Consider the following 21,295-nt stretch of genomic DNA (forward strand, 5'->3'; position numbering starts at 1 on the left):
GCATCGACTTGAGCGCGGTATCATCGTGCATGCGAGTTTCCTTTCTTCTCTGGGTCTTCGACACACCAAGAGTAGAAGGAACCCCGCACTACGTCTCAAGACGACTTCGGGGTCACGCCCCCCTAAACCTTACGCGCTCCCCGAGCGCCGGTTGCCGCCAAGCCCCACGTGTGCGCAGCTCACCCGCCGCATCCGCGCGGAGTGTTATCCTAGCGACAAAAGCCGGAATTCGCCGGATTCGCGCCTGCGCGCGACCGACAAGGAGGCGACAATGCCACACGCGATCTGGAAAGGCGCTATCACTTTCGGGCTGGTCACGATACCCGTAGCGCTTTTCCCCGCCGAAAACCCCTCATCGCGGCTCTCGTTTCACCTCCTGGATCGCCAGGACCTCTCGCCAGTCAAACAAAAGCGCGTAAACTCGCGCACCGCCGAGGAGGTGCCCTGGGAGCGGATCGTCAAAGGCCACGAGGTCTCACCCGGGCGCTGGGTCATCATCGAAGACGACGACTTCAAGGCGGCCAACGTCGAGGCGACGCAAAGTATCGACATCCTTGCCGCGGTATGCGCCGAGGAGATCGCGCCCGAATACTTCGAGAAGCCCTACTACCTGGAGCCCTCAAAAGCTGGCCGCAAAGCCTACGCGCTCTTGCGCGAAGCGCTGGCCCGAGCCGGGCGTGTCGCTCTCGGCAAGATCGTCATCCGCACCCGCCAGCACCTGGTCGCGCTCATTCCACGAGGCGACCTGCTCCTGCTTACCGTCATTCGCTACCCGCAAGAGCTGCTCGATTCCTCGGCGCTGGACCTGCCCTCGGCGGATCTCGAATCCCTGGGCGTCACCGATGCCGAACTGGCGATCGCCGGTGAGCTCGTTCGCATGATCGAGGCCGACTTCGAGCCGGCCGACCCGCGTTATCGCGACACCTATCGCGACGAGCTGCTCGACCTCATCGAGCGCAAGGCCGCAGGCGCCGAGATCGCCTCGCCGGTCACCTCGGCGACTGAGTCCGACGGCGAGGTCATCGACATCGCTTCGCTGCTCCGCCGTTCGCTGGAGAAAGCCAAGGCCGCACGGACCGCCGAGGCGCGGGCCGCCGACTCCTGATGTCACCCGGAGACAAGCCGATGAGTCTCGACAAGTACCACGATAAGCGCACTTTCGAAGCCACCCCCGAGCCAATCGGCGACGATAAGGCCTCCGCGGGAGTGAACTCCTCGGCGGAAGGCTCGCGGATCTTCGTCGTCCAGAAGCACGCGGCGCGCAGCCTGCACTACGACTTCCGCCTGGAGGTCGGCGGTGTGCTGGCGAGCTGGGCGGTGCCGAAAGGCCCATCGCTCGACCCGAAAGACAAACGCCTCGCGGTCCACGTGGAAGACCACCCCTTGGAGTACGCCTCCTTCGCGGGCGTCATTCCTGAGGGGCAGTACGGGGCCGGAACCGTCGAGATATGGGACTCGGGCACGTATGAGCCGCTCGGCGATTTCGACGCCGCGCTCGCGGACCGCAAGGCGCTCAAGTTCGTCCTGCACGGCGAGCGCCTGAGAGGCGGGTTCACGCTGGTGCCCATGAAGGCGCGAGGCAACGAGCGTGGCGACAACTGGCTGCTCATCAAGGAACGCGGTGACCCGGCCGTCCCGGTGGAGCTCCAGCTCGCGACGCTTGCCGCCGAGGCTCCGTCCGGGCCGGAGTGGATTCACGAGATCAAGTACGACGGCTACCGCCTGCAAGCGATCAAGAACGGTGACGCCGTCACGATGCTCACCCGCAACAACCTCGACTGGACCGCGAAGTTCCCGCGAATCGCCTCGGCCATCGCCAAGCTCCCCGCGCATACCGCCGTGCTCGACGGAGAAGCGGTCGTGTTCGACAGCCGAGGAATCTCCGCCTTCGCCGCATTGCAACAGGCTCTGGGCGAAGGCGACTCGGCCGCTATCGTCTACGTAGCCTTCGAACTGCTATTTCTTGATGGCCGAGACATACGCGACCTGCCCCTTCGCCAGCGCAAGGAGCTGCTGCAAGAGCTCTTCGGGGCCACGGGCACCGGCGGCGGGCTTCTTCTCGCCGAGCATGTCGAGTCGCCTGGCCCGCACTTTTATCGCGAAGCATGCGCGCTCTCGCTGGAGGGGATCGTTTCCAAGCGCGCCGACCGCCCCCACACGCCCGGCCGTTCACGGGATTGGCTGAAAGTGAAGTGCTCGATGCAGGAGCGCTTCATCATCGGCGGGTACACGATGCCGGCCGGCTCCCGCACAGGCTTCGGGGCGCTTCTTCTCGGCGAGACCGAACCCGGCGAGACAGGCAAGCTCCACTTCGCGGGCAGGGTCGGAACCGGCTTCAGCGAGAGCGACTTGCGCGATCTTCGCGCACGCCTGGACGCGCTCGCGACGGACACCTCGCCCTTCGCCGAGCCCTTAGGCAAGCGGATGCCTCCAGTGCGATGGGCGCGCCCGGAGCTTGTCGCCGAGGTGAAGTTCGCCGAGTGGACCGCCGAGGGCCACCTGCGGCACCCCTCCTTCGTGCGCCTAGCGGAGACCGCCGAGAAGCCGCACGTGACGAACCCCGACAAGGTGCTTTGGGCGCCTGCGGATAGCGCCTTGGCGCCGGTGACCAAGGCCGATCTTCTCGGCTACTACGAGCAAGTCTCGTCTCACTTGCTCCCGGAGCTCATCGGCAGGCCGCTTACGCTGGTCAGATGCCCACACGGGCTTCTCGGCAGCTGTTTTTACCAGAAACATCCACATCCGAGAGGCTTTCCGGACTCGGTGCGCAAAATCGACGTGCTCGAACATGGCGAACAGCGCGTGTACATGCACATCGACTCGCTGGAGGGCCTCCTCGCCCTTGTGCAACTTGGCGTCATCGAGTTTCATACATGGAATTCCACCGCCGAGAACCTGACAAACCCCGATCGCGTGATCTTCGACCTGGATCCCGGGCCGGGAGTGTCATGGCAAAGCGTCTGTGAAGCCGCGTGGGAGATGCGCGAGGCTCTCAACCTGCTCGGGCTGCCGGCGTTTCCCAAGACCACCGGCGGACGCGGCTTGCATCTGGTCGTCCCGATAGTGCCGGCGTTTGACTATGGCGCGATACGGGAGTTCGCGAAGGCGTTCGCCAAGCAGTTCGCCACAGACTTCCCGAACCGATTCACCGAGAAAACAGCGAAACGTGAGCGTGACGGCCGCATTCTTATCGACTATTTGCGAAACGCGAGCGGCGCCACCGCGGTCGCCACGTATTCGGCGAGAGCAAGGCCCGGGCTGCCGGTGTCAGTCAAGATCGCCTGGGAAGAGGTATCACCCGAACTCGATCCTGCCGCATTCGACATCCGCACGACTCGATCAAGGCTGGACCAGCAAGGCAAGGATCCCTGGGAGGGCTATGCGCCCTCAAACAAGCTCGCGGACCTTCTTGGCGGCGGCCTCGGCCAAATCCTGACCGACCACCAGCCTTAATGCAGTCGCCAGGTTCTCGGCGATGCCAGGCAAGTCCGCGCGGCTGAGTGTATCGACGGATTTGCCGATGCGCTTGGCCTCGACATCAACGGAAACTGTCGCGAGCACCGTGCCGATGACTGGGCGCAGCGTTTCCTCGATTCTCTCTGCCAGCGCATTAGGCATCAGCGTCGCCCTTATCCGGACCCGAGTACTTTTGGGCCGCACTGAGATAGCCTTCTAGCGCCTTGCGTACCCGCCAAAAATACAAGCCCATCAGCACCATCGCCATCAAGACCAACGCGTCGGAGGCAAGCCAGGGTTGCGGCACTTCCACCCATACGGAAAGCCGGTCTACGATCCATCGAGACAGCACCGACCCGGCCAGACAGATAACTCCCAGCACCAAGAAGTTGATGTTCTCGGCGATCGCCCCGCCTCTGGCCACGCGACGCAGCAATACCGCGTCCACCAGCAAAAACGCAGCGGCAAGCAAGCTGGCGATTCCAATGAAGTACGTCGGTAAAATGTATGCCCAATTTTCCATTACGACTACTAATCTCCTTAGATTCGCCGAGTTGCCAATCGGCTTTTTCCAGAAAACTCAATCTGAAACATATGTCCATATGTCGGCACTTCGTAAGAGATGTTTAATACCAATGCGCTAAAAGGAAGGTTTTGTCTTTGTCACTTGCCGCGCCGTTGGCTGAAAAACGATCGCAGCAACTTCGCGCTTTGCTGCTCCCGCACTCCGGAAGTGACTTCGAATCGATGGTTGAGGCGCTCATCCTCGTGGAGGCGAAACAGGGTGCCAAGCGCGCCCGCTTTGGGGTCTGGAGCTGCGAAAACACAACGCGCAATGCGTGCCTGGTGCATCAGGCCCGCGCACATCGGGCACGGCTCGAGCGTCACGTAAACCGTGCAATCCGACAATCGCCAACGGCCGAGATAAGCCGACGCATCACGGATCGCGAGTAGCTCCGCGTGCCCCGTGGGATCAACGTCGATCTCTCGGCGATTGTGCGCGCCCGCAATGGCCTTGCCACCACATACGACAACCGCGCCTACCGGGACCTCACCGGCAAGCGCAGCAAGGCCCGCCAGCTCAAGGGCCATATCCATATAATGTTCGTCGGAATACTTCAACAGCGCTCGCCACCTCCAACATCCATCGCCGAGAAGCCTTCTGGCATCGGCTCAGCCTCTACTCTCGATTCTAACTAGAATCGCATGATAGACTGCTCATCGCGTCAAGTCATCTCGCGGAGGGGTGGCAGAGTGGACGATCGCGACGGTCTTGAAAACCGTTGACCCGCAAGGGTCCGTGGGTTCGAATCCCACCCCCTCCGCCAGTTGCATCCTGATCATGCATCGCGTGATTGGCATGTTACAATATTTGCCGTTTCGCCGCCTTGCCGGCGATCACGGAGAGTTGGCCGAGTCGGTTGAAGGCGCTCGCCTGCTAAGCGAGTAAGGGGTAATAAGCCCCTTCGAGGGTTCGAATCCCTCACTCTCCGCCACATAAAACTTGACCGGGCCTGGCCCGAGGAACTATAAGCACTTGACGTAACATGCTTTTCGATGGCAGGATTACCAAGCCCTTTTGGGTAAGCGCCCTTAGCTCAGCCGGATAGAGCGTCTGACTACGAATCAGAAGGTCGGGAGTTCGAATCTCTCAGGGCGCGCCAAAAAAACTAAAAGGTAAATCAGGATTTTCGGCGGGCGCGCCCGAGCAGTTCACCGCACCGCGTGCCCACGAACCTCGCGATCGAGCCTTTCGCCCAATTTATCCGAGGCGACGTCCAGATCATAGTCGGCCTGCAGGCCGAGCCAGAACTGGGGTGTCGTGTCGAAGTAACGAGCCAGGCGAAGAGCGGTCTCCGCAGTGACGCGACGTTTGCAGAGAACGATCTCGTTGATGCGACGTGGCGGGACCCCGAGGCTCAGTGCCAGCCGGTTCTGGCTCAGCCCGAGCGGCTTTAGGAACTCCTCCATCAACACCTCGCCGGGGTGCACCGGAGTCAGCTTCTTGGTCATCGTCTCTCATCTCTTCTCTAGTGATAGTCAGTGATCTCGACGTTGTATGCGTCGCCGCCATCCCACACGAAACACACGCGCCACTGGTCGTTGATGCGGATGCTGTGCTGGCCCTCGCGATCCTTGGAGAACCGCCGGTTGAACACCTTCCTGGTCTCGCTGTCAGCGAATGACTTGATCATCCACCAAGAGTACAACGCCCCGCGTCATACGTCAAGCGTCATGACCGGTAGCATTATTCGTCAACCAAAAAGCCAACTTTTAATTTAGACTAAACAGGGTGAAGCGTGTACTGAAGTTTTTCGCCCTTTAGGGGGACGATCGCTTGAAAACGATCATCGGCGTCATGGGCGGAAGCAAAGTGCCGGATCGCGTCCTGTCGCAGGCCCGGCTTTTAGGACGCCTTATCGCCGAGGAAGGATGGGTCCTTCTCAACGGCGGTCGCAACACCGGCGTCATGGCCGCCTCGGCAGCAGGCGCGAAAGAGGCCGGGGGACTTACCGTCGGCATCGTTCCCGACAGCGATTGCCAAGGTATCGCAACCGGCATCGACCTTGCCATACTCACCGGCATGGGAGAAGCGCGCAACGTCATCAACGTGCTCTCAAGTCATGTGGTCATCGCAATTGAAGGCGGCACCGGCACCATCTCGAGCCGTAGGTGCCTTCTACCGGATCCGTGAGCCCTACATCGTGTGACCGCCGAAGCGATTCCTAAGCGCGCTCAGCACCTGTCCCGCATAACTTGGATCGCGCTCCGACTCGACCCTGAATTGAAGCGCCCCTTTGATCACTCGCGCCTCAAGCCCCATCTCCTCGGCGGTGCGAACAGTCCACTCGGCCTCACCGGTATGTCCGACCATACCGCTTACGCCCTCCAGCGAGTCGCCCAGTTCCGACATGGCGTCTTTCAGCCAGCCGATAAGCCGTGACTCGATAACGCTGCCGCGCTGGTAGACGGCGGCCACTTGCGAAAGATTGAGCTCGAAATCGGAGAAGCGCATAATCTGAAAGCCCTCGGCGATCGCCTGCATCATGCCGTACTCGATGCCGTTGTGGACCATCTTCACGAAATGGCCCGCGCCATGGCCCTCGAAAAACCGGTAACCGCCGCCAGCAAGAGCGACGTCTGCAAAGATCGGCTCCACGGCTTCGAAGTCCTCCTTGCGTCCGCCGACCATCAGACACGCGCCGCTGCGGGCACCGCCCGGCCCGCCGCTGGTCCCGCAGTCAAGGAAGCGTATTCCTCGCTCGGCGAAACGAGCAGCACGCGCGATGGCGTCCTTGTAGTAGGAGTTGCCGCCGTCAATCACGAAATCGCCTTCTTCCAGGAGATCGAGAAGCCCGATTGCCGAAGGATCACCGGCGTCCCCGAACAAGATTCGGTCGACTGGCTTGCCCGCGGTCAGCATCACCCAGACAACTCGGGGCCGCGGCAACGCGCCGACAAGCTCGGCCAGTGAGACCACTGGCGACACCCCGTGCGCCTCAAGCGCGTAGGCTTTCTCCGGGGAACGGTTGTATCCCACCACTTCCCAGTCGTTTTCTCGCAGATTCAACGCAAGCGCGGCGCCCATCTTCCCAAGCCCGCATATTCCGACGACCCCGCGCGACGGCGCCATGGCCAACGCTTCGGCCGCTTGCTCGGAGACATCGAACGTGTCCGGCGCGTAAGTGTGGAGTGGCGTGAGCCCTTGCGTCCAGGCGTCCGTCACCGGATCGATGAACTCCCACATCGCGCGGATCTCGTCGGTTGAGATAAACAGCGTTTGATCGCCCCTTATCGCGTCGAGCAAAAGCCTTGCGTACTCTTCGACGTATTGGGCTTTCTCCTCTTTCTCATAGAGGAAGAAGTTGAACTCCCTGCGCTCGATGACCCTCTCGAAGCCCGGCTTTTTCGCCCAAAACACTATGGTGATCGAATCTGAAGGCTCAAAGGAAAACACTACCTGGTTCTTGTGATGCGGGCCTCCCTCACACAAGCATGGCCGAGGATGCCGGAAGGTTACGATAATCTCCTTGCGGGCCTCGCCCATGCGTTTTCCGCTTTCGAAAGTGACCGGCACGCCTGCCCAGCGCGGGCCTGTCAGCACTGTTTTGAGCCGGAAAAAAGTCTCTGTCTGGCTGCAGTGATCGACGCCCTCTATGTCGCGATACCCCTCGTATTGCGACCTGTACGAGTTGCGGACGACCTCCTCGGCGGTCATGGGCTTCAAGACTTCCCGGATCGCCGTGGCGCGAGCGGCACGAATCGCCTCGGCACTTGACGCGGCGGGCTGCTCCATCGTCATGAGAGCGAGCATCTGCAACAGATGATTTTGCCCCACGTCGCGCAACGCCCCGACCCCGTCGTAAAACCAGCCACGATGCTCGACTCCGAGTTTCTCGTGCAATACAAGCTCGATGGATTCAACCGCGCTTCTATCCCAGCTTGTTTCGAGAAGATTGTTCGTGAACCGGAAGTTCAAGATGCCCTGGAGTATTTCTTTGGCTAGATAGTGGTCGATGCGGTATATCTGCTCCTCCTTGAAGAGCGCGCTCAGCATCTCGTCGAGTTCGGCGGATGTTCTGGCGTCATGCCCGAACGGCTTCTCTACGATCACCCTGGTCCAGCCGTTTCCTTCGCCGCAAGTACCGGTCAGGCCGCTTTGCGAAAGATGCTTGAAGATCGTCGAGTAGTGCGCGGGCGAAACCGCAAGGTAAAACAGCTTGTTCGCGCAAGTCCCCCACTTCGAGTCAATAGCTTCTAGATGCCGCATGAGCCTGACATAGCCCTCGGCGTCGTCAAACTCGCCTGACGAATAGCTGAAATCGCCGAGAAACTCTCTCACATCCCCGGGGTCGGCGCCTGAGGCGCGCTCCGCCAGAATCATTTCAACATGCTCGCGAAGGTCGAGATCGGACCAGTTGCGGCGCGAGTAGCCGACCACATGGAAGCGCTCGGGCAAGGCGCCTTTTGCCCGCAGATGATAGAGGGAAGGTGCGATCTTGCGTGCCATCAAATCGCCGGTGGTACCGAATATCACCAGAATCGTAGGGTCACTGGCTGCGGGTGTCACGCGATCCCCTCCCTAACTGATTATCTCTTGCCCCCCAAGGTAGGGCCTGAGCACTTCCGGCACTACAATACTTCCATCCGACTGCTGGTAATTCTCCAAAACGGCCACCAACGTCCGACCTACCGCCAGGCCACTTCCATTTAGCGTGTGCGTCAACCGGCTTCCGCTGAATTCCTTGGGGCTGCGATACTTTATCGCTGCTCGGCGGGCCTGAAAATCGGTGCAGTTGCTGCAGCTCGAGACCTCTTTGTAATCCGCGTAGCTCGGCAACCATACCTCGATGTCGTATGTTTTCGCCGAGGCGAACCCCATATCACCGGTGCACAGTGTGATCACCCGATAAGCCAGATCAAGCTGCTGCAAAATGTGCTCGGCATCGGACAGCATCTTTTCGAGCTCCGCAAAGCTTGTCTCTGGTGTCGCGAACTTAACCAGCTCGACCTTGTCGAACTGGTGCACGCGGATCATTCCCCGAGTATCGCGCCCAGCCGCGCCGGCCTCCTTGCGAAAACAGGGCGTGTACGCGGTATAGCTCAGCGGCAGGACATCGGCATCAAGCACCTCGGCGCGGTGCAAGTTTGTGAGCTGTGCCTCGGCGGTAGGGATCAAATAAAAGCCCTCGCCCGCCGAGAAAAGATCCTCTTCGAACTTGGGCAGATTCCCGGTTCCCGTGAGGGTCTCGGTGTTTGCGATGATAGGCACCGACCATTCGGTGTAGCCGCGTGAGGCGTGCGTATCGAGCATGAAATTGACGAGGGCCCGGCTCAGTCGGGCGCCATCGCGTCCCAGCACGACAAAGCGGGACTTGGCCAACTTGACCCCCCGCTCGAAATCTATCAGGCCGAGCTGTGGTCCCAGCTCCCAATGGGCCTTCGGTTCGAAATCGAACGCAGGCGGTGTTTTCCACCGGCGGACTTCGACGTTTTGCTCTGCAGTGGCTCCGATGGGAACGCTTGCGTCTGGCAGGTTCGGGACCGACATGAGCATCTCGGAAACGACGCTTTCGACACCTGCAAGCGCTTCCTGCACTGAAGCGATCTTGTCGTTTTCGGCCTGCACCTGTCCTTTGAGGGTCTCGGCCTCTTCCTTGCGGCCTTCTTTCAGAAGCCCGCCTATCGCTTTCGAGCTCGCGTTTCGCAGCGCCTGAGAAGACTCGAGCTCGGCTATCAGCTCCCTGCGGCGCGCCTCAAGCGCCAGAAACTCATTGATATCCCAATCGGATCCGCGGTTCTTGAGCGCCTTTCGCACAGTGTCAGCGTCTTGGCGAACGAACCTGGCATCCAGCATCGTGTGGTCCTCCGGAAATTTGGTCGAGACAAACTCAAGTGGCCTCACAAAGTATACAGCAGCGACTGGGCATTCTGATCGCGCATGTCTATGCACTTTAATCGCCGCGCATCCATGCACTTCGGCTATACTTACTCTGTCAAGTCCTCGATAGGGGGAAAAGATGGCCGAGACCAACTACGACGCAACTTCTGACACGGGCGTGCAGGATTCAAAACAAGATAAGCGCCCTTTGCACACCTTTGTCACGGTAGTGGCGACCGTCGTTATAATTGTGCTCATTCTCTTGTTGTGGCGAGGATGCGCCACATACCAGGAAAGAGGCGTCGCCCTTCTCGGCGGACGAGAGATTGTCGAAGTCGAGGGTCTGGAAAAGCTTGATGGAAGTGTCGCCGTATGGCTCAGGCCGGACGCCTCGATAGTAGAGGTACTCGAGCGAAACGGCCTGGCAGGACGCCGTCACACTCACCTGGGTGAAGGCACCTACGTCATAGACACCGCAGGCGAGAACGAAAACGACATCGTCCGTCGTCTCGATAAGGATCCGGGTCTCCACGATGCCGGATTCATCTATTCGGAGTAGAGGTTTGGCCAGAGGCGCCTGACTCGCTGGCCAGCGGAGTGGGGAAAATTCCTTGCTCGGCTAACACTGTGAGCACGGCGTCAATCGCGGTTTCCAGCGCCTCTTCCACCGAATCGGACAAGCCAATGACCAGATCGACCGGAGCAATATCCTCTACCTGCACTCCCACCACATGGCCCTCGATTTCCAATCCGATAAGCTTGGCCGCCTCCAGAACATCGACGAAGCGCACATCGTGGAGCGAGTGCATGATCTGGTTGCTAGCGATATCCTCAGGCGACATCCTCACCACGGTGCCAGGCGGATAACCGGTATTGTCAACGCCATCAACCACCAGCGTGAAGTCGTGTCTGCGCATCAGGTCAAGCAGAACCATCCCCATCGTTCCGGAGTCTACCACCGAGACGTTGTCCGGGAACTCGTAGTGCCGTTGAAGCTCTTCCACTACCCGGCATCCGACCCCCTCATCCTTCATCAGAATGTTGCCGATGCCCAGGACGAGGATTCGCTTTTCTCCCAAGTTGTCAGCCGCCATCTTCACGTTACCGCACGCGGATAGCTGCCCAGCACCTTTACCCGTCGCAGCTTCAGCCGCAAACAATCGAGGGCCAGCCGGACGTTGTCATCATCCACATGCCCGGCAAGATCGATAAAGAACATGTAGTCGCCCAGCGCCTTGCGGGTGGGTCGCGACTGTATCTTCGTCAGGTTGATGCCGGCATAGGCGAATTCGGACAAAATCATGTTGAGGGTACCGGGCCGATCGGCCTTCATGAACAGCGCCAACGACGTCTTGTCGTCACCGGTTCTTGCGTGCATTCCTCTGCCGATAAGCACAAACCGCGTCTGGTTGCCCGCGTAATCCTCAATGGCGTCAAACAGAATTTCAGCCCCGTAAGTCTCGGCTGCAAAAGCGCTGCCTACGGCGGCTAGCCCGGGTTCACCGGCTGCCACACGAACAGCATCTGCGGTAGATGTGGCTGCGATGATTGGCTTGCCGAGAAGGTGACTGGTGATCCATCGGCGCGATTGCGCCAATGCCTGGGGGTGACTGACGATCTTTTCGATATTCTCGAGTTTCTGGCCCTTGGCCACGCAGAGCGCGTGGTGGATATCCCGCACGACCTCGCCCTGAATTTCGAGCTCACTGTCGAATGCTAGTGCATCGAGGGTTGAGTTGACCGCGCCCTCGACCGAGTTCTCGATGGGCACCAGTCCCATATCCGTCTTTCCCCGCTCCACGGCCGTGAAGACCTCTTCGATGGTCGCCAGAGGTTCGACCTCTGCATCAGATCCTATGACCGAGAGCAGCGCACTGTGACTATGAGTACCTGCGGGACCCAGATACGCGTATCGCATCTACAGCTCCATTTCTAATCCTTGGTGCTACGCCCTTTACGCACCTGCTTCAGGCCCGCCCTCAAGCGGCTCGCTTCTCGGCGATCTTACACGGTTCTTACCTGTGTTTTTCGCCCTGTAGAGCGCGTCATCGGACATTTTCAACAACATCTCTTTGTCAGAAGCATGGGTCGGATAGGTGGCAAGACCGATACTCACAGTGATTTGCTGTTTGGATACGCTCCCAGGTTCAGAAAAATCATGACTCTCTACCGCTTCGAGCACCTTTGCCGCGGTCACAAACGCTCCGGCCGCATCGGTTTCCGGAAGTACGATAGAAAACTCTTCACCGCCGTAACGACAAACGACATCGACCTCTCTGACCACAGATGACACTACCTTGCCTAGCTCGCGCAGGGCGCGGTCCCCAGCCATGTGCCCGTTCCTGTCGTTGAACCCCTTGAAGTCATCGACGTCTATCATCAACAAAGAAAACTCTTTTTCGTAACGACGCGCTCGCTCGAACTCCTCGTCAAGGCGTTGTTGCAGGTAACGATAGTTGTTTAGGCCCGTAAGCTCATCGGTGATGGCCTGCTGCCGGGTCAACTTGTAAAGCTGAGCGTTTTCCACCGCGACAACAAGCTCATGGGAGACCGCCTCCAATACTACACGGTCATCCTCGGAAATCTCCTCCACGTATTTCGCGTCGGCGCAAAAAACCACGATCATATTCGCGTGCTCAATGACCGGAGTGCATGAGTAGTGGCCCTCTGAGTCAGCCGCCTGTCCCAGCGGTAAATCTTCTGGACCCCTGAAGGTCGCGGGGATTCCGATCAAGCCTGAGCTCGCCGAGAACACCGTCTCGGACCCTACTTTGTCGATCACGAACAGACTACATCCCTGCACGTTCAGGATCTTGGCGAGTATCTCGACGATGAGAGGGCCTGTCCTGTCGAAACTCAGCTGTGAATGAATGATGTCCCCGATCTGGGAGACGGCCTTGAGCTCGCTGATGCGCCTCTGCAGCTGCCCTTTGAGCTCATCCTCTTGTTGGCGGCGTTGGCGAGTCTCCTGTTCGCGCCTGGCCAGATTCATTGAGGTCACATGGCAGATCAGCGGTATAACGACCAGCTGCGCGGCCTTGAGGAGCACTACTGAATACGCCATGGCGCTATCGATAGGAGCGGTCACCTGGATAGCAAGATAGACAAAGGCAGCTGCAAGACCAACCACCCACGTGCCCCGATGCCGAACATAAAGTGCGTACAAGGTGGCCAGTGAAAGCAGCATCGGGTAAGAGGGATCGCCGTAGGCGAGAAAGGCGACCCCCAAAAGACCGGCATAGGCAAGATCCGGAACCACGAACCAAAGAAAGGTGCGCCCGGACTTGTAGGCAGGAATACCCATGACAATGAAAGCGCCCAGTGTGGTGACCAGATACACCGCCGTCGCCACAATCGCCAACGTGACATCGACTCTTGGCACATCGTCAAGTGCAGCCCATACTGCCCATGTCGCTGTGAATGCGAGCATGACGAGGCGCAAAATCAGGTACCAGCGCCTCAGCCGGTCAAAATCATCAACTAGCGATTCATCGGTCATCTATTTATTTCCTGGAGATTCAATGAGCGCTTCCACATGTAGTTTGTGTAACCATAGTGCCACTTATATGCATATAAGTCGATTTAGAATGAGTGCCTAACGTACTGAAAGGGGCGTGTCTCCAAAATGAACTCCACACAACTGCTATCGCTGCTTCAAGCCGTGGCTGACGGAACCAGAACCACCGATGAAGCGTTTCGCTCGCTAAGCGCGCCGCTATTTGTCGATCAGCACGACGCCAAAGTCGATCACCACCGGGCGCTTCGCTGTGGCTTTCCGGAAGTGATTCTCTGCCAGGGCAAGACTCCGGAGCAAGTGCGCTCCATCGGAAAAGAGCTTCTGACACGGGAGGATGTGCTCCTGGCCACGCGAGCCAATGTAGCACAGTACCAAGCACTTTCCCAGGTAGTAACCGACGCGCGATACATTGAGGCAGCTGGATTGATCGTCGTCGACAGACGCAAGGAGCGCAAATCGGTCGGCCAGGTACTCGTAGCGACCGGCGGGACCGCGGATGTCCCCGTCGCCGAGGAGGCCGCTATCACCGCCGAGCTCATGGGCGCCAAGGTCACCCGCTTGTACGACGTCGGAGTTGCGGGAGTTCACCGCTTGCTGGCTCATGCGGACCTCCTTGTCGACGCGCGAGTCATAGTAGCGGTAGCGGGTATGGAAGGCGCGTTGCCTTCGGTTGTAGGTGGCCTGGTGTCGTGTCCTGTCATCGCGGTGCCGACAAGTGTCGGCTACGGAGCCCACTTTGGAGGGCTCGCACCGCTTCTCACCATGCTGAACTCGTGCGCATCGGGCGTGGGCGTCGTCAACATCGACAACGGATTCGGCGCGGGCACGCTAGCCGCGAGAATCAACGCGCTGACGACTCCTGCCGAACACGAGACGGATTCCGCGCGCGAGGCCTAAAGGAGGCGCGATGCTCGCTCATCTCGACTGCTCAAGCGGCATATCAGGCGACAAGTTCCTTGCCGCGCTTCTCGACGCTGGCGAGACAGACGGTCGATTTTCCGTCGACGACCTGCACAAAGCGATTCAAGCGCTGGGACTCGATGACACGTCAGTCGTGACAAGCAGAGTGACGCGGGGTGGCATAAGCGGTTTGCACGTCAAAGTGCTGACGCCTGCCGAGAAAAGCGCCCGCGCGCACCGGCACTGGACGGAGATCCGGGTACTTCTCGAAAGCTCTCCTTTGGATCACGCAGTTCGCGCCCGGGCGATCCGAGCATTCACCCTACTAGCAGCAGCCGAGGCGAAGATCCACGATGTGAGCCCTGAGAATGTCCACTTCCATGAGGTCGGCGCTGTCGATTCCATCGTCGACATTGTCGGAGTCTCCCTGGGGCTCGAGCTCCTGGGGATAGAGCGGCTGTCGTGCTCGGCGGTCGTGCTCGGCGCTGGGGGCACGATAAGCTGTGCGCATGGCTCCCTTCCCGTGCCCGCGCCTGCCGTGCTAGAGCTGCTCGCCGGCGTCCCGATCGAGGCAGGGGGCGCCTCGGGCGAACTGACAACTCCCACGGGCGCCGCGCTATTGGCGGCAAACGTCGATCGCTTCGGCGAGATGCCCGACATGGTGCTCGCCAGGGTGGGGCACGCCGCCGGCACGAGAGAGCTCCCCGGCCTCCCGAACATCACAAGATTGATACTGGGGCATCCGCTGGTAGAGCCCAAAGCGACCTGCGCTGATGCAAGCCGGCAATGCCGGCACGCCGAGAAGGAGCAAGTCCTCGAGCCGGTGGTGCTGCTCGAAACACTGCTTGACCATCTCTCCCCCGAGCACGTCGGTTTTATCGCCGAGGAGCTGCGTGAGTGCGGGCCACTGGATGTGTGGCAGGTTCCTTCGGCAATGAAAAAGGGGCGGCTCGGCATCGAGCTTCGAGTGCTAGCGCGGCCGGATGACGCGGAAGCGCTCGCAGATCGCATACATGCACTCACGGGATCGCTCGGCGTGCGTCGGACGTCATTGTCGCGAAGCATTCTTGACCGAGAAGTACTCACCTGTGAGGGTCCTTGGGGGCCCTTTCGGGTAAAGGTGTCGGGTGCAGGAGCCAGCGCGCGCGAGCGCCCTGAACACGACGACATCGCGCGCATCAGCCGCGAGGCAAAGGTTCCCTACCAGGAAGTGAAGGCAGTCCTGCAGGAGTCTGCGCGGAAGATCTTCGATCCATAAGGTATGCGAAGCTTGCCGATGACGCGCGACTGATCACATGTGCTTGATGTAGTAGCGGCAGTGCCGCGCTTTCGGGCAATCTTTCGGGACTTCGGCCTTGCGATGGGCCCAAACGTACCCTTCGACAAAGCAAGAACAGGTTACGGTAACGTCCTCGGCCTTGATTCGGGTATTGTGGCGCTCCTCGACATCCAGCGTCTCCCGCCACCAGGTACATTTTGATTTGATCGGTGTGAACGCGTCCAACGCTTTCCTCCTGACGAGCGCTAAAGTCTCGTTGGCTTACCGCCCGATACAGCGCCCCCTATGTCCCCTCCCTACATGAATCATCCCACAGATCGATCGCTAATGCACGCCGAGCCTTTTGGTGCAGCAACCCGATGCCAGGCGGAAAACGCCTTGTCACATTACCGTTTATCATCTTTTTGAGCCGTTTATACTCAGCTAAACCGCATTATTTGCCGATATTCGGTATAGTAAAGCATACGAACGGCTTTGATGAGGAGTAAGCGGCGGATCATGGCGAAAACGACCACATGCCTGCTCGTGATGGCGCTGACAGTGGTGTTGACGTTTGGTGCGCCTCTCGCCTTGTCAGCTGAAAGCGGTCACGGATCGGAAGTGACAATCAGCGTCACGGTCAACCCGAAGATATCCGCCACTTTCACATCAGAGGGAGTACGCGTGCGCTCGAACACCGCGTGGCGCATGGAGGTTCTCGGAGCGAATGGCTCCCAGCCGAAAACCATCAGCGGCGGCCCCACCGCCGGCCAGTTCGTACCGCTGCCGCCGGACAGCACCGTTCTTTCACTGGTGCACGACGGGTAATCGCCGTAGGTATCAATGTCTTCAATCATTGATACTTGACCAATAGTTGCGGCGTTTAAGCAGCTCAGATGATGCTTTGAACTATCAATCCGCTGGATTTCTAATATGGTGCGGGTGAGAGGAGTTGAACCTCCACGGGGTTGCCCCCACATGGACCTGAACCATGCGCGTCTGCCGTTCCGCCACACCCGCATACTGTGCGCCCGAGTAATCTATCATATAGGGTAAACTGCTGGAAGTGACAGTTGCCCGCCGCTGAATTTTTCCCAGGCGAAAGGAAGCGCGATGACCTCACCCGCGATCAAAGCCGAGAATCTGAGCTATTCTTACGGAGAGATCGAGGCGGTGCGAGACGTCAGCTTCGAGGTGCTGCCCGGAGAAATACTGGGCTTCCTCGGCCCGAACGGCGCAGGAAAGTCCACCACCATAAAGATGCTGACGGGACTGCTTCCGCCAAAAGGCGGGCACGCCGAGATACTCGGCGAGAGACTCGGCCGCGACAACTCGGGAATCCAGGCCCAAATCGGCGTGTGCTTCGAGGAGAAAAACCTCTACCTGGACATGTCGGCCATCGAAAACCTCGACTTTCACGCGTCGCTTTTCGGCATCAAAAACCCAGGCTCGATGGATATTCTTCGGCGAATGGGGCTGGCCGACCGGGCGAAAGATCGCGTGGAAAGCTTCTCGAAGGGCATGCGACAGCGCATGATGATCGCGCGAGCGTTCATCAACAAGCCCAAGGTCCTCTTTCTCGATGAACCCACCAGCGCCCTTGACCCCGTCACCTCGGCGCAAATACGCGAGACAATCAAGGCTGAGGCTGGGCGCGGCGCTGCGGTTTTGCTCACCACTCACGACATGTTCGAAGCCGACCAGCTTTCCGATCGCGTCGCGTTCATCAACGAGGGCAAGATCGTCGCATTGGACTCCGCCGAAAATCTCAAGCTTGAGCACGGTCAGCGCTCGGTACGCATCCGGCTGCGCAACGGAGACGGAGTACGCGAGGAGCACATTCCTCTCGGCGACGATGGATCCGCGGCCAAAATCGCCGAGTTGGCGTCTTCCCCTGACCTGATGACCATTCACACGGAGGAGGCGACTCTCGAGGCGATTTTCATCAAGCTGACCGGCAGGGGGCTGGCCTGATGAAACCGGCGGTCTCACGACTGGATATCATCGGCGCACTGCTCAAGAAGGAGCTCATCGCCTACTCACGCAACAGGCTTTACCTCTTTCTGACGCTGTTGACACTTGTCCTCGTCGTCGTCATGTTCTGGGTGATGCCCGATACCGTTGACGAAACGATCACTCTGGCCGTCTCGCCGCCCGTCGAAACGATACTCGCCGAGGGCAGAGAGGCGCTTTTGGCAATGGGGGCAAGCGAGGAGCAGCTCGCTGCGTTGACAGAGGCCAACATCGCCGAGGCTCAGGACGGGGTAATTCTGCTCGAATTCGAGACTGAAGCCGCTTTGGTCGAGGCGATCGAGGCCCAGGAGGATGTGAGCATCGGTATCGCTTTTCCCGAGACGTTCGTGCGGGATGTCGCAACAGGCGCCGACGGTGTTTCGGTTACGATCTATTCGGCCGCCGCGATACCTGACGAGCTTCAACGCGCGGTCAAGAGCTTCGTGCGCGAGGCCGCCTATCAGATCGCCGGAAAACCGCTGCCGATAACGCTGCCGGCCGCCGAAACTATCGTCCTGGGCGAAGACCGCGTTGGCGAGCAGATATCCATACGCGACAAGATCGTGCCGATGCTCGCATTCATGATGCTGCTCATGGAGGCTTTCTCGATGGCCTCGCTCATATCGGTCGAGATGCTCAGGCGTACGGTGACCGCGGTGCTGGTCACGCCGGCAAGGATCGCCGACGTACTGATCGCCAAAGCGACCTTTAGCACGGGTCTGGCGTTCGCTCAAGTAGCTATCGTCCTCGGCCTCGTGGGAGCCTTTACCGCCGAGAACTGGTGGCTTCTCATGATGGCCATAGTTATCGGCGCGATGACATTTACCGGCGTGGCAATGATCGCCGGAGCGGGCGGCAAGGATTTTCTCGGCCAGATGTTCTACACGATGATGCTCACGGTCCCGCTCATCATACCCACATTTTCCGTGCTCTTTCCCGGCACCGCAGCACTGTGGATACAGGTCATTCCGACATATCCGGTGCTCTCCGCTCTAGTGGACATTACTGTGTACCAGGCCGGCTGGACGGATGTCTGGGGCTCACTTGCCCTTGGCACAGGATGGGCAGCGGTGCTGTTCTTAGCGGGATGGTTCGTCCTTTCCAGAAAGGTGAGATCACTATGAGCCTCTCTCGGATATGGAAGATGCTTCGCAAGGACCTCAAGTTAGGCCCCCGATCGCCTTTCTTCCTGTACGCGCTTGTTCTGCCTGTGGTGCTGACAGTCATCTTTCAGTTCGCCTTTGGCGCGCTTTTCGAGCCGCGTCTCCGGCTTGGCGTCGTGGACGCGGGCAACTCGGCGGTGGTCACGAAAGTGCGTGAGCTCGAAGGCATAGAGGTTACAGAGCCTGACGATGTCACTGACCTCAGAAGACAGGTGGAGGCACACGACCTCGACGCCGGCCTCGTGCTACCTGCTGGCTTTGACGCTGCCGTCGCTCAAGGTGAGCGTCCGGCTCTTGAGTTCTTCGTCAGCGGCGAGAGCCTCGCGTCAAATCGCATCGTCCTGGCCGTCACCGCGCTTGACCTTATTCGAGATCTTGAGGGCGAGCCGCCGCCCGTTGACGTACAGATCGTAAATATCGGCGAGGAGGCGTTGCCCCTCTCTGTGCGCCTCATACCCGTGATCATGTTTTACGCTCTCGTGCTTGCGGGTGTCACCGTTCCCGCCGCAAGTTTGGTGGACGAGAAGGAGAAAGGCACTCTCACGGCCGTGCTGGTCACGCCGGCAAAGATAAGCGAGGTTCTCATTGCGAAGTGGGCGCTGGGTGTGGTGCTCGCTTCTTCCATGTCGATGGTGACGCTCACGCTCAACGGCGCCATAGGCCCCCGTCCCGCCGAGGTACTGCTCGTGGTATTGGTCGCGGCGATACTCACATCCTCACTCGGCCTGCTGGTCGGGGTGGTCTCGAAAAACTCGGCGATGATGCTGGGTGTCATCAAAGGAGTTGGTTTCGTGCTTTTCGCGCCCGCGCTGTGGTACATCTTCCCAGAGTGGCCTTCGTGGATCGCAAAGCTCTTCCCGCTTTACTGGATCATCGATCCGGTATGGCATGTCTCCATCATGAGGGCCCCCGTCACTGATGTATTGCCTGAGCTGGCGGTAGCCACAGGGATAACTTTCGCGCTGCTCGGCCTGGTTGTCGTCCTCGCGCGAAAAATGCAAGCGCAAACTAGCACGGGCTAGACTGTAGAATACGTTTTGGAGAGTGCCTACAGTGGAAACCCGCCTGATACTAGATCGCTACAGGCCGCTTGCTAAGCTCGCAAGCGGTGGGTTCGCCGATGTCATATTGGCGTTCGACACACGCATGCAGCGCAAAGCCGCACTCAAAAGGTTGCCTTTTCCTCGCGATCGCTCCGGAAAGCCATGGACGCCGGTGGGTCTATCGGAGGCCCAGACTGCGGCGATGCTCAACCACCCTTCGATAGTCACCGTCTATGAGTGGGACACCGACAATGACGAGGCCTTCATCATCATGGAGTACCTTGAAGGGATATCGCTGGCCGAGCTTTTGGATGAAGGCCCGCTTGACCCGGATGAAGCGGCGGCGGTAGTCGCCGCGGTCTCGGGTGCGCTCATGTTCGCGCATGAAAACGGAGTGCTTCACCTCGACATCAAGCCTGAAAACATCCTTGTCACGCTCGACGGACGCATAAAGGTCACCGATTTCGGAGTCGCCGCTCTCTCAACCTCCTCGGGTCACCAGCCTACCCTGGGAGGCACTCTGGGTTACATGCCTCTCGAGCAGCTAAAAAACGGAAGTGTCGACGAGCGCACCGACGTGTGGGGATTCGCCTCGCTCGTCTTCGAGTTGCTCGCCGGGGAAAACCCGCTGAAAAGCGACTCGATCGAAGGCGCGATCCTGAAGGCGGGCGTTATCGACATACCAGTGCCGACGGAGTTCGACCCTGATCTGCCATCAGATCTCGACGATATCTTCTCTGCAGCGCTCTCCCCCCATGCCGAGGACCGCTACCCGAACGTGTCGGTATTCGCGGCTCGCCTACTGCCTCACCTCGGCGACCCGAACCGCGGGCACGAATCGCTTGCCGCTCACGCCCGGCGGATAACTGAAGCCGCCTCGCAAGACGACCCTGCCCTAACGCCGGGCCTCTGGGACCGCATCGCCCCTCACTTCTCGCCCATCGCGCGAGTTCTGGACGGAGCCATCGGTGGCTGGCTCGCCTACCTGGGACTGACAGCGATCGGGTCTCCGCCTTTGGCCACCACAATCGGCGTAACGCTCGCCGCCCTCGCCTTGGCCTTTTGGAGGCCGAGAAGTAGACGTTCGATAAGCTTCGCCATCATGTTTTTAGCTCCCGTGCTAGCCACGGTTTATCTGGCTCTAGCGATGCCCGTGTTGCTGGGTTACGCCTTCCGCCCCCTCAAAGCAACGTTGCTCTCCGCGCTCGCCGCGACGCTGACTCTTTTCGCATCGGTGGTTTCGGGACATCAGGGTCCCTGGGTGCTTGCAGACATCCGGCGGCTGTTAGACCCGTTCGCCAAGAACGATCTTCCCGCTGCGCTGAGCCTTATTTTCGATGACTTCGCCTCACTCGTGATCATAGCCTCGTGGGCAGCGACCGCGCTCATCACATCGCTGGCTTGCGCGCCGGCGAGCCGCGCGGGAGCGTTGACGGGAATCGCGCTTGCGACCCTATTTCTGTCCTCGGGCTACATATCCGCGGGACTTGTGGCTGACGCCTGGGGGATCTACGACGGCTGGACACCGGATGCGTTTCTTCCACACATTGGCGCGTCACTTAT

Annotated in this window: 22 protein-coding genes and 4 tRNA genes; 14 read left to right on the top strand and 12 right to left on the bottom strand. The window is 59.5% G+C overall.

Annotated features, from left to right (window positions below; translation table 11 throughout):
- The first annotated feature begins 271 nt into the window (after positions 1-271).
- Positions 272-1,105 carry a Ku protein gene (locus KGZ89_02745; GenBank protein MBS3973772.1) on the top strand — a complete coding sequence of 278 codons (834 nt, stop codon included), beginning with the start codon at positions 272-274 and terminating at the stop codon, positions 1,103-1,105.
- A gap of 20 nt (positions 1,106-1,125) precedes the next feature.
- Entirely contained in the window at positions 1,126-3,453 is a 2,328-nt protein-coding gene (gene ligD / locus KGZ89_02750) for a non-homologous end-joining DNA ligase (GenBank protein MBS3973773.1), read from the top strand.
- Here ligD and KGZ89_02755 read toward each other — a convergent pair.
- The 3 genes from KGZ89_02755 to KGZ89_02765 all read right to left on the bottom strand — a co-directional run bounded on the left by KGZ89_02755 (position 3,388) and on the right by KGZ89_02765 (position 4,554).
- On the bottom strand, positions 3,388-3,618 hold the full coding sequence (locus KGZ89_02755) for a hypothetical protein (GenBank protein ID MBS3973774.1): 231 nt from the start codon (positions 3,616-3,618) through the stop codon (positions 3,388-3,390). The two genes, ligD and KGZ89_02755, sit on opposite strands and share 66 nt — an antisense overlap.
- A complete protein-coding gene (locus KGZ89_02760) occupies positions 3,611-3,979 on the bottom strand; it encodes a hypothetical protein (GenBank protein MBS3973775.1) in 369 nt (122 codons plus the stop codon). The genes KGZ89_02755 and KGZ89_02760 overlap by 8 nt, the downstream gene beginning before the upstream one ends.
- Positions 3,980-4,119: 140 nt before the next feature.
- Complete coding sequence (locus tag KGZ89_02765) at positions 4,120-4,554, bottom strand: nucleoside deaminase (protein MBS3973776.1); 435 nt, start codon at positions 4,552-4,554, stop codon at positions 4,120-4,122.
- 142 nt (positions 4,555-4,696) lie between these two features.
- Here KGZ89_02765 and KGZ89_02770 point away from each other — a divergent pair.
- The 3 genes from KGZ89_02770 (at position 4,697) to KGZ89_02780 (ending at position 5,120) form a co-directional block, all read left to right on the top strand.
- Positions 4,697-4,784, top strand: a tRNA-Ser gene (locus tag KGZ89_02770).
- Between the two features lie 74 nt (positions 4,785-4,858).
- A tRNA-Ser gene (locus KGZ89_02775) sits at positions 4,859-4,952 on the top strand.
- 91 nt (positions 4,953-5,043) lie between these two features.
- Positions 5,044-5,120: transfer RNA gene (locus KGZ89_02780), tRNA-Arg, on the top strand.
- A gap of 49 nt (positions 5,121-5,169) precedes the next feature.
- On the opposite strand, the gene KGZ89_02785 is transcribed toward KGZ89_02780, so the two are convergent.
- Together KGZ89_02785 and KGZ89_02790 are read right to left on the bottom strand one after the other, a co-directional pair.
- Positions 5,170-5,469: a HigA family addiction module antidote protein gene (locus KGZ89_02785; GenBank protein MBS3973777.1), complete on the bottom strand. Its 300-nt coding sequence runs from the start codon at positions 5,467-5,469 to the stop codon at positions 5,170-5,172.
- Positions 5,470-5,486: 17 nt separating this feature from the next.
- Positions 5,487-5,651 carry a type II toxin-antitoxin system RelE/ParE family toxin gene (locus tag KGZ89_02790; protein ID MBS3973778.1) on the bottom strand — a complete coding sequence of 55 codons (165 nt, stop codon included), beginning with the start codon at positions 5,649-5,651 and terminating at the stop codon, positions 5,487-5,489.
- Positions 5,652-5,815: 164 nt separating this feature from the next.
- Here KGZ89_02790 and KGZ89_02795 point away from each other — a divergent pair, with 164 nt between their 5' ends.
- The gene (locus tag KGZ89_02795; GenBank protein ID MBS3973779.1) at positions 5,816-6,151 is read left to right on the top strand and encodes a hypothetical protein; all 336 of its coding nucleotides are present in this window, start codon (positions 5,816-5,818) and stop codon (positions 6,149-6,151) included.
- A gap of 3 nt (positions 6,152-6,154) precedes the next feature.
- Here the strand turns inward: KGZ89_02795 and zwf are convergent, their stop codons facing one another.
- Positions 6,155-8,527, bottom strand: coding sequence for a glucose-6-phosphate dehydrogenase (gene zwf, locus KGZ89_02800; GenBank protein ID MBS3973780.1), 2,373 nt, complete (start codon positions 8,525-8,527; stop codon positions 6,155-6,157).
- A gap of 12 nt (positions 8,528-8,539) precedes the next feature.
- On the bottom strand, positions 8,540-9,814 hold the full coding sequence (gene serS, locus KGZ89_02805; protein ID MBS3973781.1) for a serine--tRNA ligase: 1,275 nt from the start codon (positions 9,812-9,814) through the stop codon (positions 8,540-8,542).
- A gap of 163 nt (positions 9,815-9,977) precedes the next feature.
- Between serS and KGZ89_02810 the strand changes: the two genes are divergently transcribed.
- Positions 9,978-10,397, top strand: coding sequence for a hypothetical protein (locus KGZ89_02810; GenBank protein ID MBS3973782.1), 420 nt, complete (start codon positions 9,978-9,980; stop codon positions 10,395-10,397).
- On the opposite strand, the gene KGZ89_02815 is transcribed toward KGZ89_02810, so the two are convergent.
- The 3 genes from KGZ89_02815 to KGZ89_02825 are packed head-to-tail and all read right to left on the bottom strand — an operon-like array spanning position 10,381 to position 13,337.
- Positions 10,381-10,938 carry a HyaD/HybD family hydrogenase maturation endopeptidase gene (locus KGZ89_02815; GenBank protein ID MBS3973783.1) on the bottom strand — a complete coding sequence of 186 codons (558 nt, stop codon included), beginning with the start codon at positions 10,936-10,938 and terminating at the stop codon, positions 10,381-10,383. The two genes, KGZ89_02810 and KGZ89_02815, sit on opposite strands and share 17 nt — an antisense overlap.
- Positions 10,935-11,756, bottom strand: a complete 822-nt coding sequence (gene pheA / locus KGZ89_02820; GenBank protein ID MBS3973784.1) for a prephenate dehydratase — start codon at positions 11,754-11,756, stop codon at positions 10,935-10,937. The genes KGZ89_02815 and pheA overlap by 4 nt, the downstream gene beginning before the upstream one ends.
- 36 nt (positions 11,757-11,792) lie before the next feature.
- Positions 11,793-13,337 (bottom strand): sensor domain-containing diguanylate cyclase, encoded by a 1,545-nt coding sequence (locus KGZ89_02825; GenBank protein ID MBS3973785.1) that lies wholly within the window; start codon positions 13,335-13,337, stop codon positions 11,793-11,795.
- Between the two features lie 126 nt (positions 13,338-13,463).
- Here KGZ89_02825 and larB point away from each other — a divergent pair, with 126 nt between their 5' ends.
- The gene (gene larB, locus KGZ89_02830; protein MBS3973786.1) at positions 13,464-14,252 is read left to right on the top strand and encodes a nickel pincer cofactor biosynthesis protein LarB; all 789 of its coding nucleotides are present in this window, start codon (positions 13,464-13,466) and stop codon (positions 14,250-14,252) included.
- Positions 14,253-14,262: 10 nt separating this feature from the next.
- Entirely contained in the window at positions 14,263-15,513 is a 1,251-nt protein-coding gene (larC, locus tag KGZ89_02835; protein MBS3973787.1) for a nickel pincer cofactor biosynthesis protein LarC, read from the top strand.
- 33 nt (positions 15,514-15,546) lie between these two features.
- Here larC and KGZ89_02840 read toward each other — a convergent pair whose 3' ends face one another.
- On the bottom strand, positions 15,547-15,759 hold the full coding sequence (locus KGZ89_02840; protein MBS3973788.1) for a hypothetical protein: 213 nt from the start codon (positions 15,757-15,759) through the stop codon (positions 15,547-15,549).
- 273 nt (positions 15,760-16,032) lie between these two features.
- Here KGZ89_02840 and KGZ89_02845 point away from each other — a divergent pair, with 273 nt between their 5' ends.
- A complete protein-coding gene (locus tag KGZ89_02845) occupies positions 16,033-16,341 on the top strand; it encodes a hypothetical protein (protein ID MBS3973789.1) in 309 nt (102 codons plus the stop codon).
- A gap of 106 nt (positions 16,342-16,447) precedes the next feature.
- On the opposite strand, the gene KGZ89_02850 is transcribed toward KGZ89_02845, so the two are convergent.
- Positions 16,448-16,533: transfer RNA gene (locus tag KGZ89_02850), tRNA-Leu, on the bottom strand.
- 93 nt (positions 16,534-16,626) lie between these two features.
- Between KGZ89_02850 and KGZ89_02855 the strand changes: the two genes are divergently transcribed.
- The 4 genes from KGZ89_02855 to KGZ89_02870 all read left to right on the top strand — a co-directional run.
- Positions 16,627-17,487 (top strand): ABC transporter ATP-binding protein, encoded by an 861-nt coding sequence (locus tag KGZ89_02855; protein ID MBS3973790.1) that lies wholly within the window; start codon positions 16,627-16,629, stop codon positions 17,485-17,487.
- Positions 17,487-18,650, top strand: a complete 1,164-nt coding sequence (locus KGZ89_02860) for an ABC transporter permease (protein MBS3973791.1) — start codon at positions 17,487-17,489, stop codon at positions 18,648-18,650. The genes KGZ89_02855 and KGZ89_02860 overlap by 1 nt, the downstream gene beginning before the upstream one ends.
- Positions 18,647-19,711, top strand: a complete 1,065-nt coding sequence (locus KGZ89_02865) for an ABC transporter permease (protein ID MBS3973792.1) — start codon at positions 18,647-18,649, stop codon at positions 19,709-19,711. The genes KGZ89_02860 and KGZ89_02865 overlap by 4 nt, the downstream gene beginning before the upstream one ends.
- A 31-nt stretch (positions 19,712-19,742) precedes the next feature.
- Positions 19,743-21,295: serine/threonine protein kinase (locus KGZ89_02870; protein MBS3973793.1), on the top strand; the 1,553-nt coding region annotated here is incomplete at its 3' end.

This window comes from Actinomycetota bacterium (assembly GCA_018334075.1).
Lineage (GTDB): Bacteria > Actinomycetota > Coriobacteriia > Anaerosomatales > UBA912 > JAGXSC01.

Excerpts from the sequence above, each read along its gene's own strand:
- serS (MBS3973781.1), bottom strand. The coding sequence starts at position 9,814 with ATGCTGGATGCCAGGTTCGTTCGCCAAGACGCTGACACTGTGCGAAAG.
- KGZ89_02785 (MBS3973777.1), bottom strand. The coding sequence starts at position 5,469 with ATGACCAAGAAGCTGACTCCGGTGCACCCCGGCGAGGTGTTGATGGAG.
- KGZ89_02765 (MBS3973776.1), bottom strand. The coding sequence starts at position 4,554 with ATGGATATGGCCCTTGAGCTGGCGGGCCTTGCTGCGCTTGCCGGTGAG.
- KGZ89_02755 (MBS3973774.1), bottom strand. The coding sequence starts at position 3,618 with ATGCCTAATGCGCTGGCAGAGAGAATCGAGGAAACGCTGCGCCCAGTC.
- ligD (MBS3973773.1), top strand. The coding sequence starts at position 1,126 with ATGAGTCTCGACAAGTACCACGATAAGCGCACTTTCGAAGCCACCCCC.
- KGZ89_02795 (MBS3973779.1), top strand. The coding sequence starts at position 5,816 with ATGGGCGGAAGCAAAGTGCCGGATCGCGTCCTGTCGCAGGCCCGGCTT.
- KGZ89_02865 (MBS3973792.1), top strand. The coding sequence starts at position 18,647 with ATGAGCCTCTCTCGGATATGGAAGATGCTTCGCAAGGACCTCAAGTTA.
- KGZ89_02790 (MBS3973778.1), bottom strand. The coding sequence starts at position 5,651 with ATGATCAAGTCATTCGCTGACAGCGAGACCAGGAAGGTGTTCAACCGG.
- KGZ89_02825 (MBS3973785.1), bottom strand. The coding sequence starts at position 13,337 with ATGACCGATGAATCGCTAGTTGATGATTTTGACCGGCTGAGGCGCTGG.
- KGZ89_02745 (MBS3973772.1), top strand. The coding sequence starts at position 272 with ATGCCACACGCGATCTGGAAAGGCGCTATCACTTTCGGGCTGGTCACG.
- pheA (MBS3973784.1), bottom strand. The coding sequence starts at position 11,756 with ATGCGATACGCGTATCTGGGTCCCGCAGGTACTCATAGTCACAGTGCG.
- KGZ89_02760 (MBS3973775.1), bottom strand. The coding sequence starts at position 3,979 with ATGGAAAATTGGGCATACATTTTACCGACGTACTTCATTGGAATCGCC.
- larB (MBS3973786.1), top strand. The coding sequence starts at position 13,464 with ATGAACTCCACACAACTGCTATCGCTGCTTCAAGCCGTGGCTGACGGA.
- KGZ89_02860 (MBS3973791.1), top strand. The coding sequence starts at position 17,487 with ATGAAACCGGCGGTCTCACGACTGGATATCATCGGCGCACTGCTCAAG.
- KGZ89_02855 (MBS3973790.1), top strand. The coding sequence starts at position 16,627 with ATGACCTCACCCGCGATCAAAGCCGAGAATCTGAGCTATTCTTACGGA.
- larC (MBS3973787.1), top strand. The coding sequence starts at position 14,263 with ATGCTCGCTCATCTCGACTGCTCAAGCGGCATATCAGGCGACAAGTTC.
- KGZ89_02845 (MBS3973789.1), top strand. The coding sequence starts at position 16,033 with ATGGCGAAAACGACCACATGCCTGCTCGTGATGGCGCTGACAGTGGTG.
- KGZ89_02810 (MBS3973782.1), top strand. The coding sequence starts at position 9,978 with ATGGCCGAGACCAACTACGACGCAACTTCTGACACGGGCGTGCAGGAT.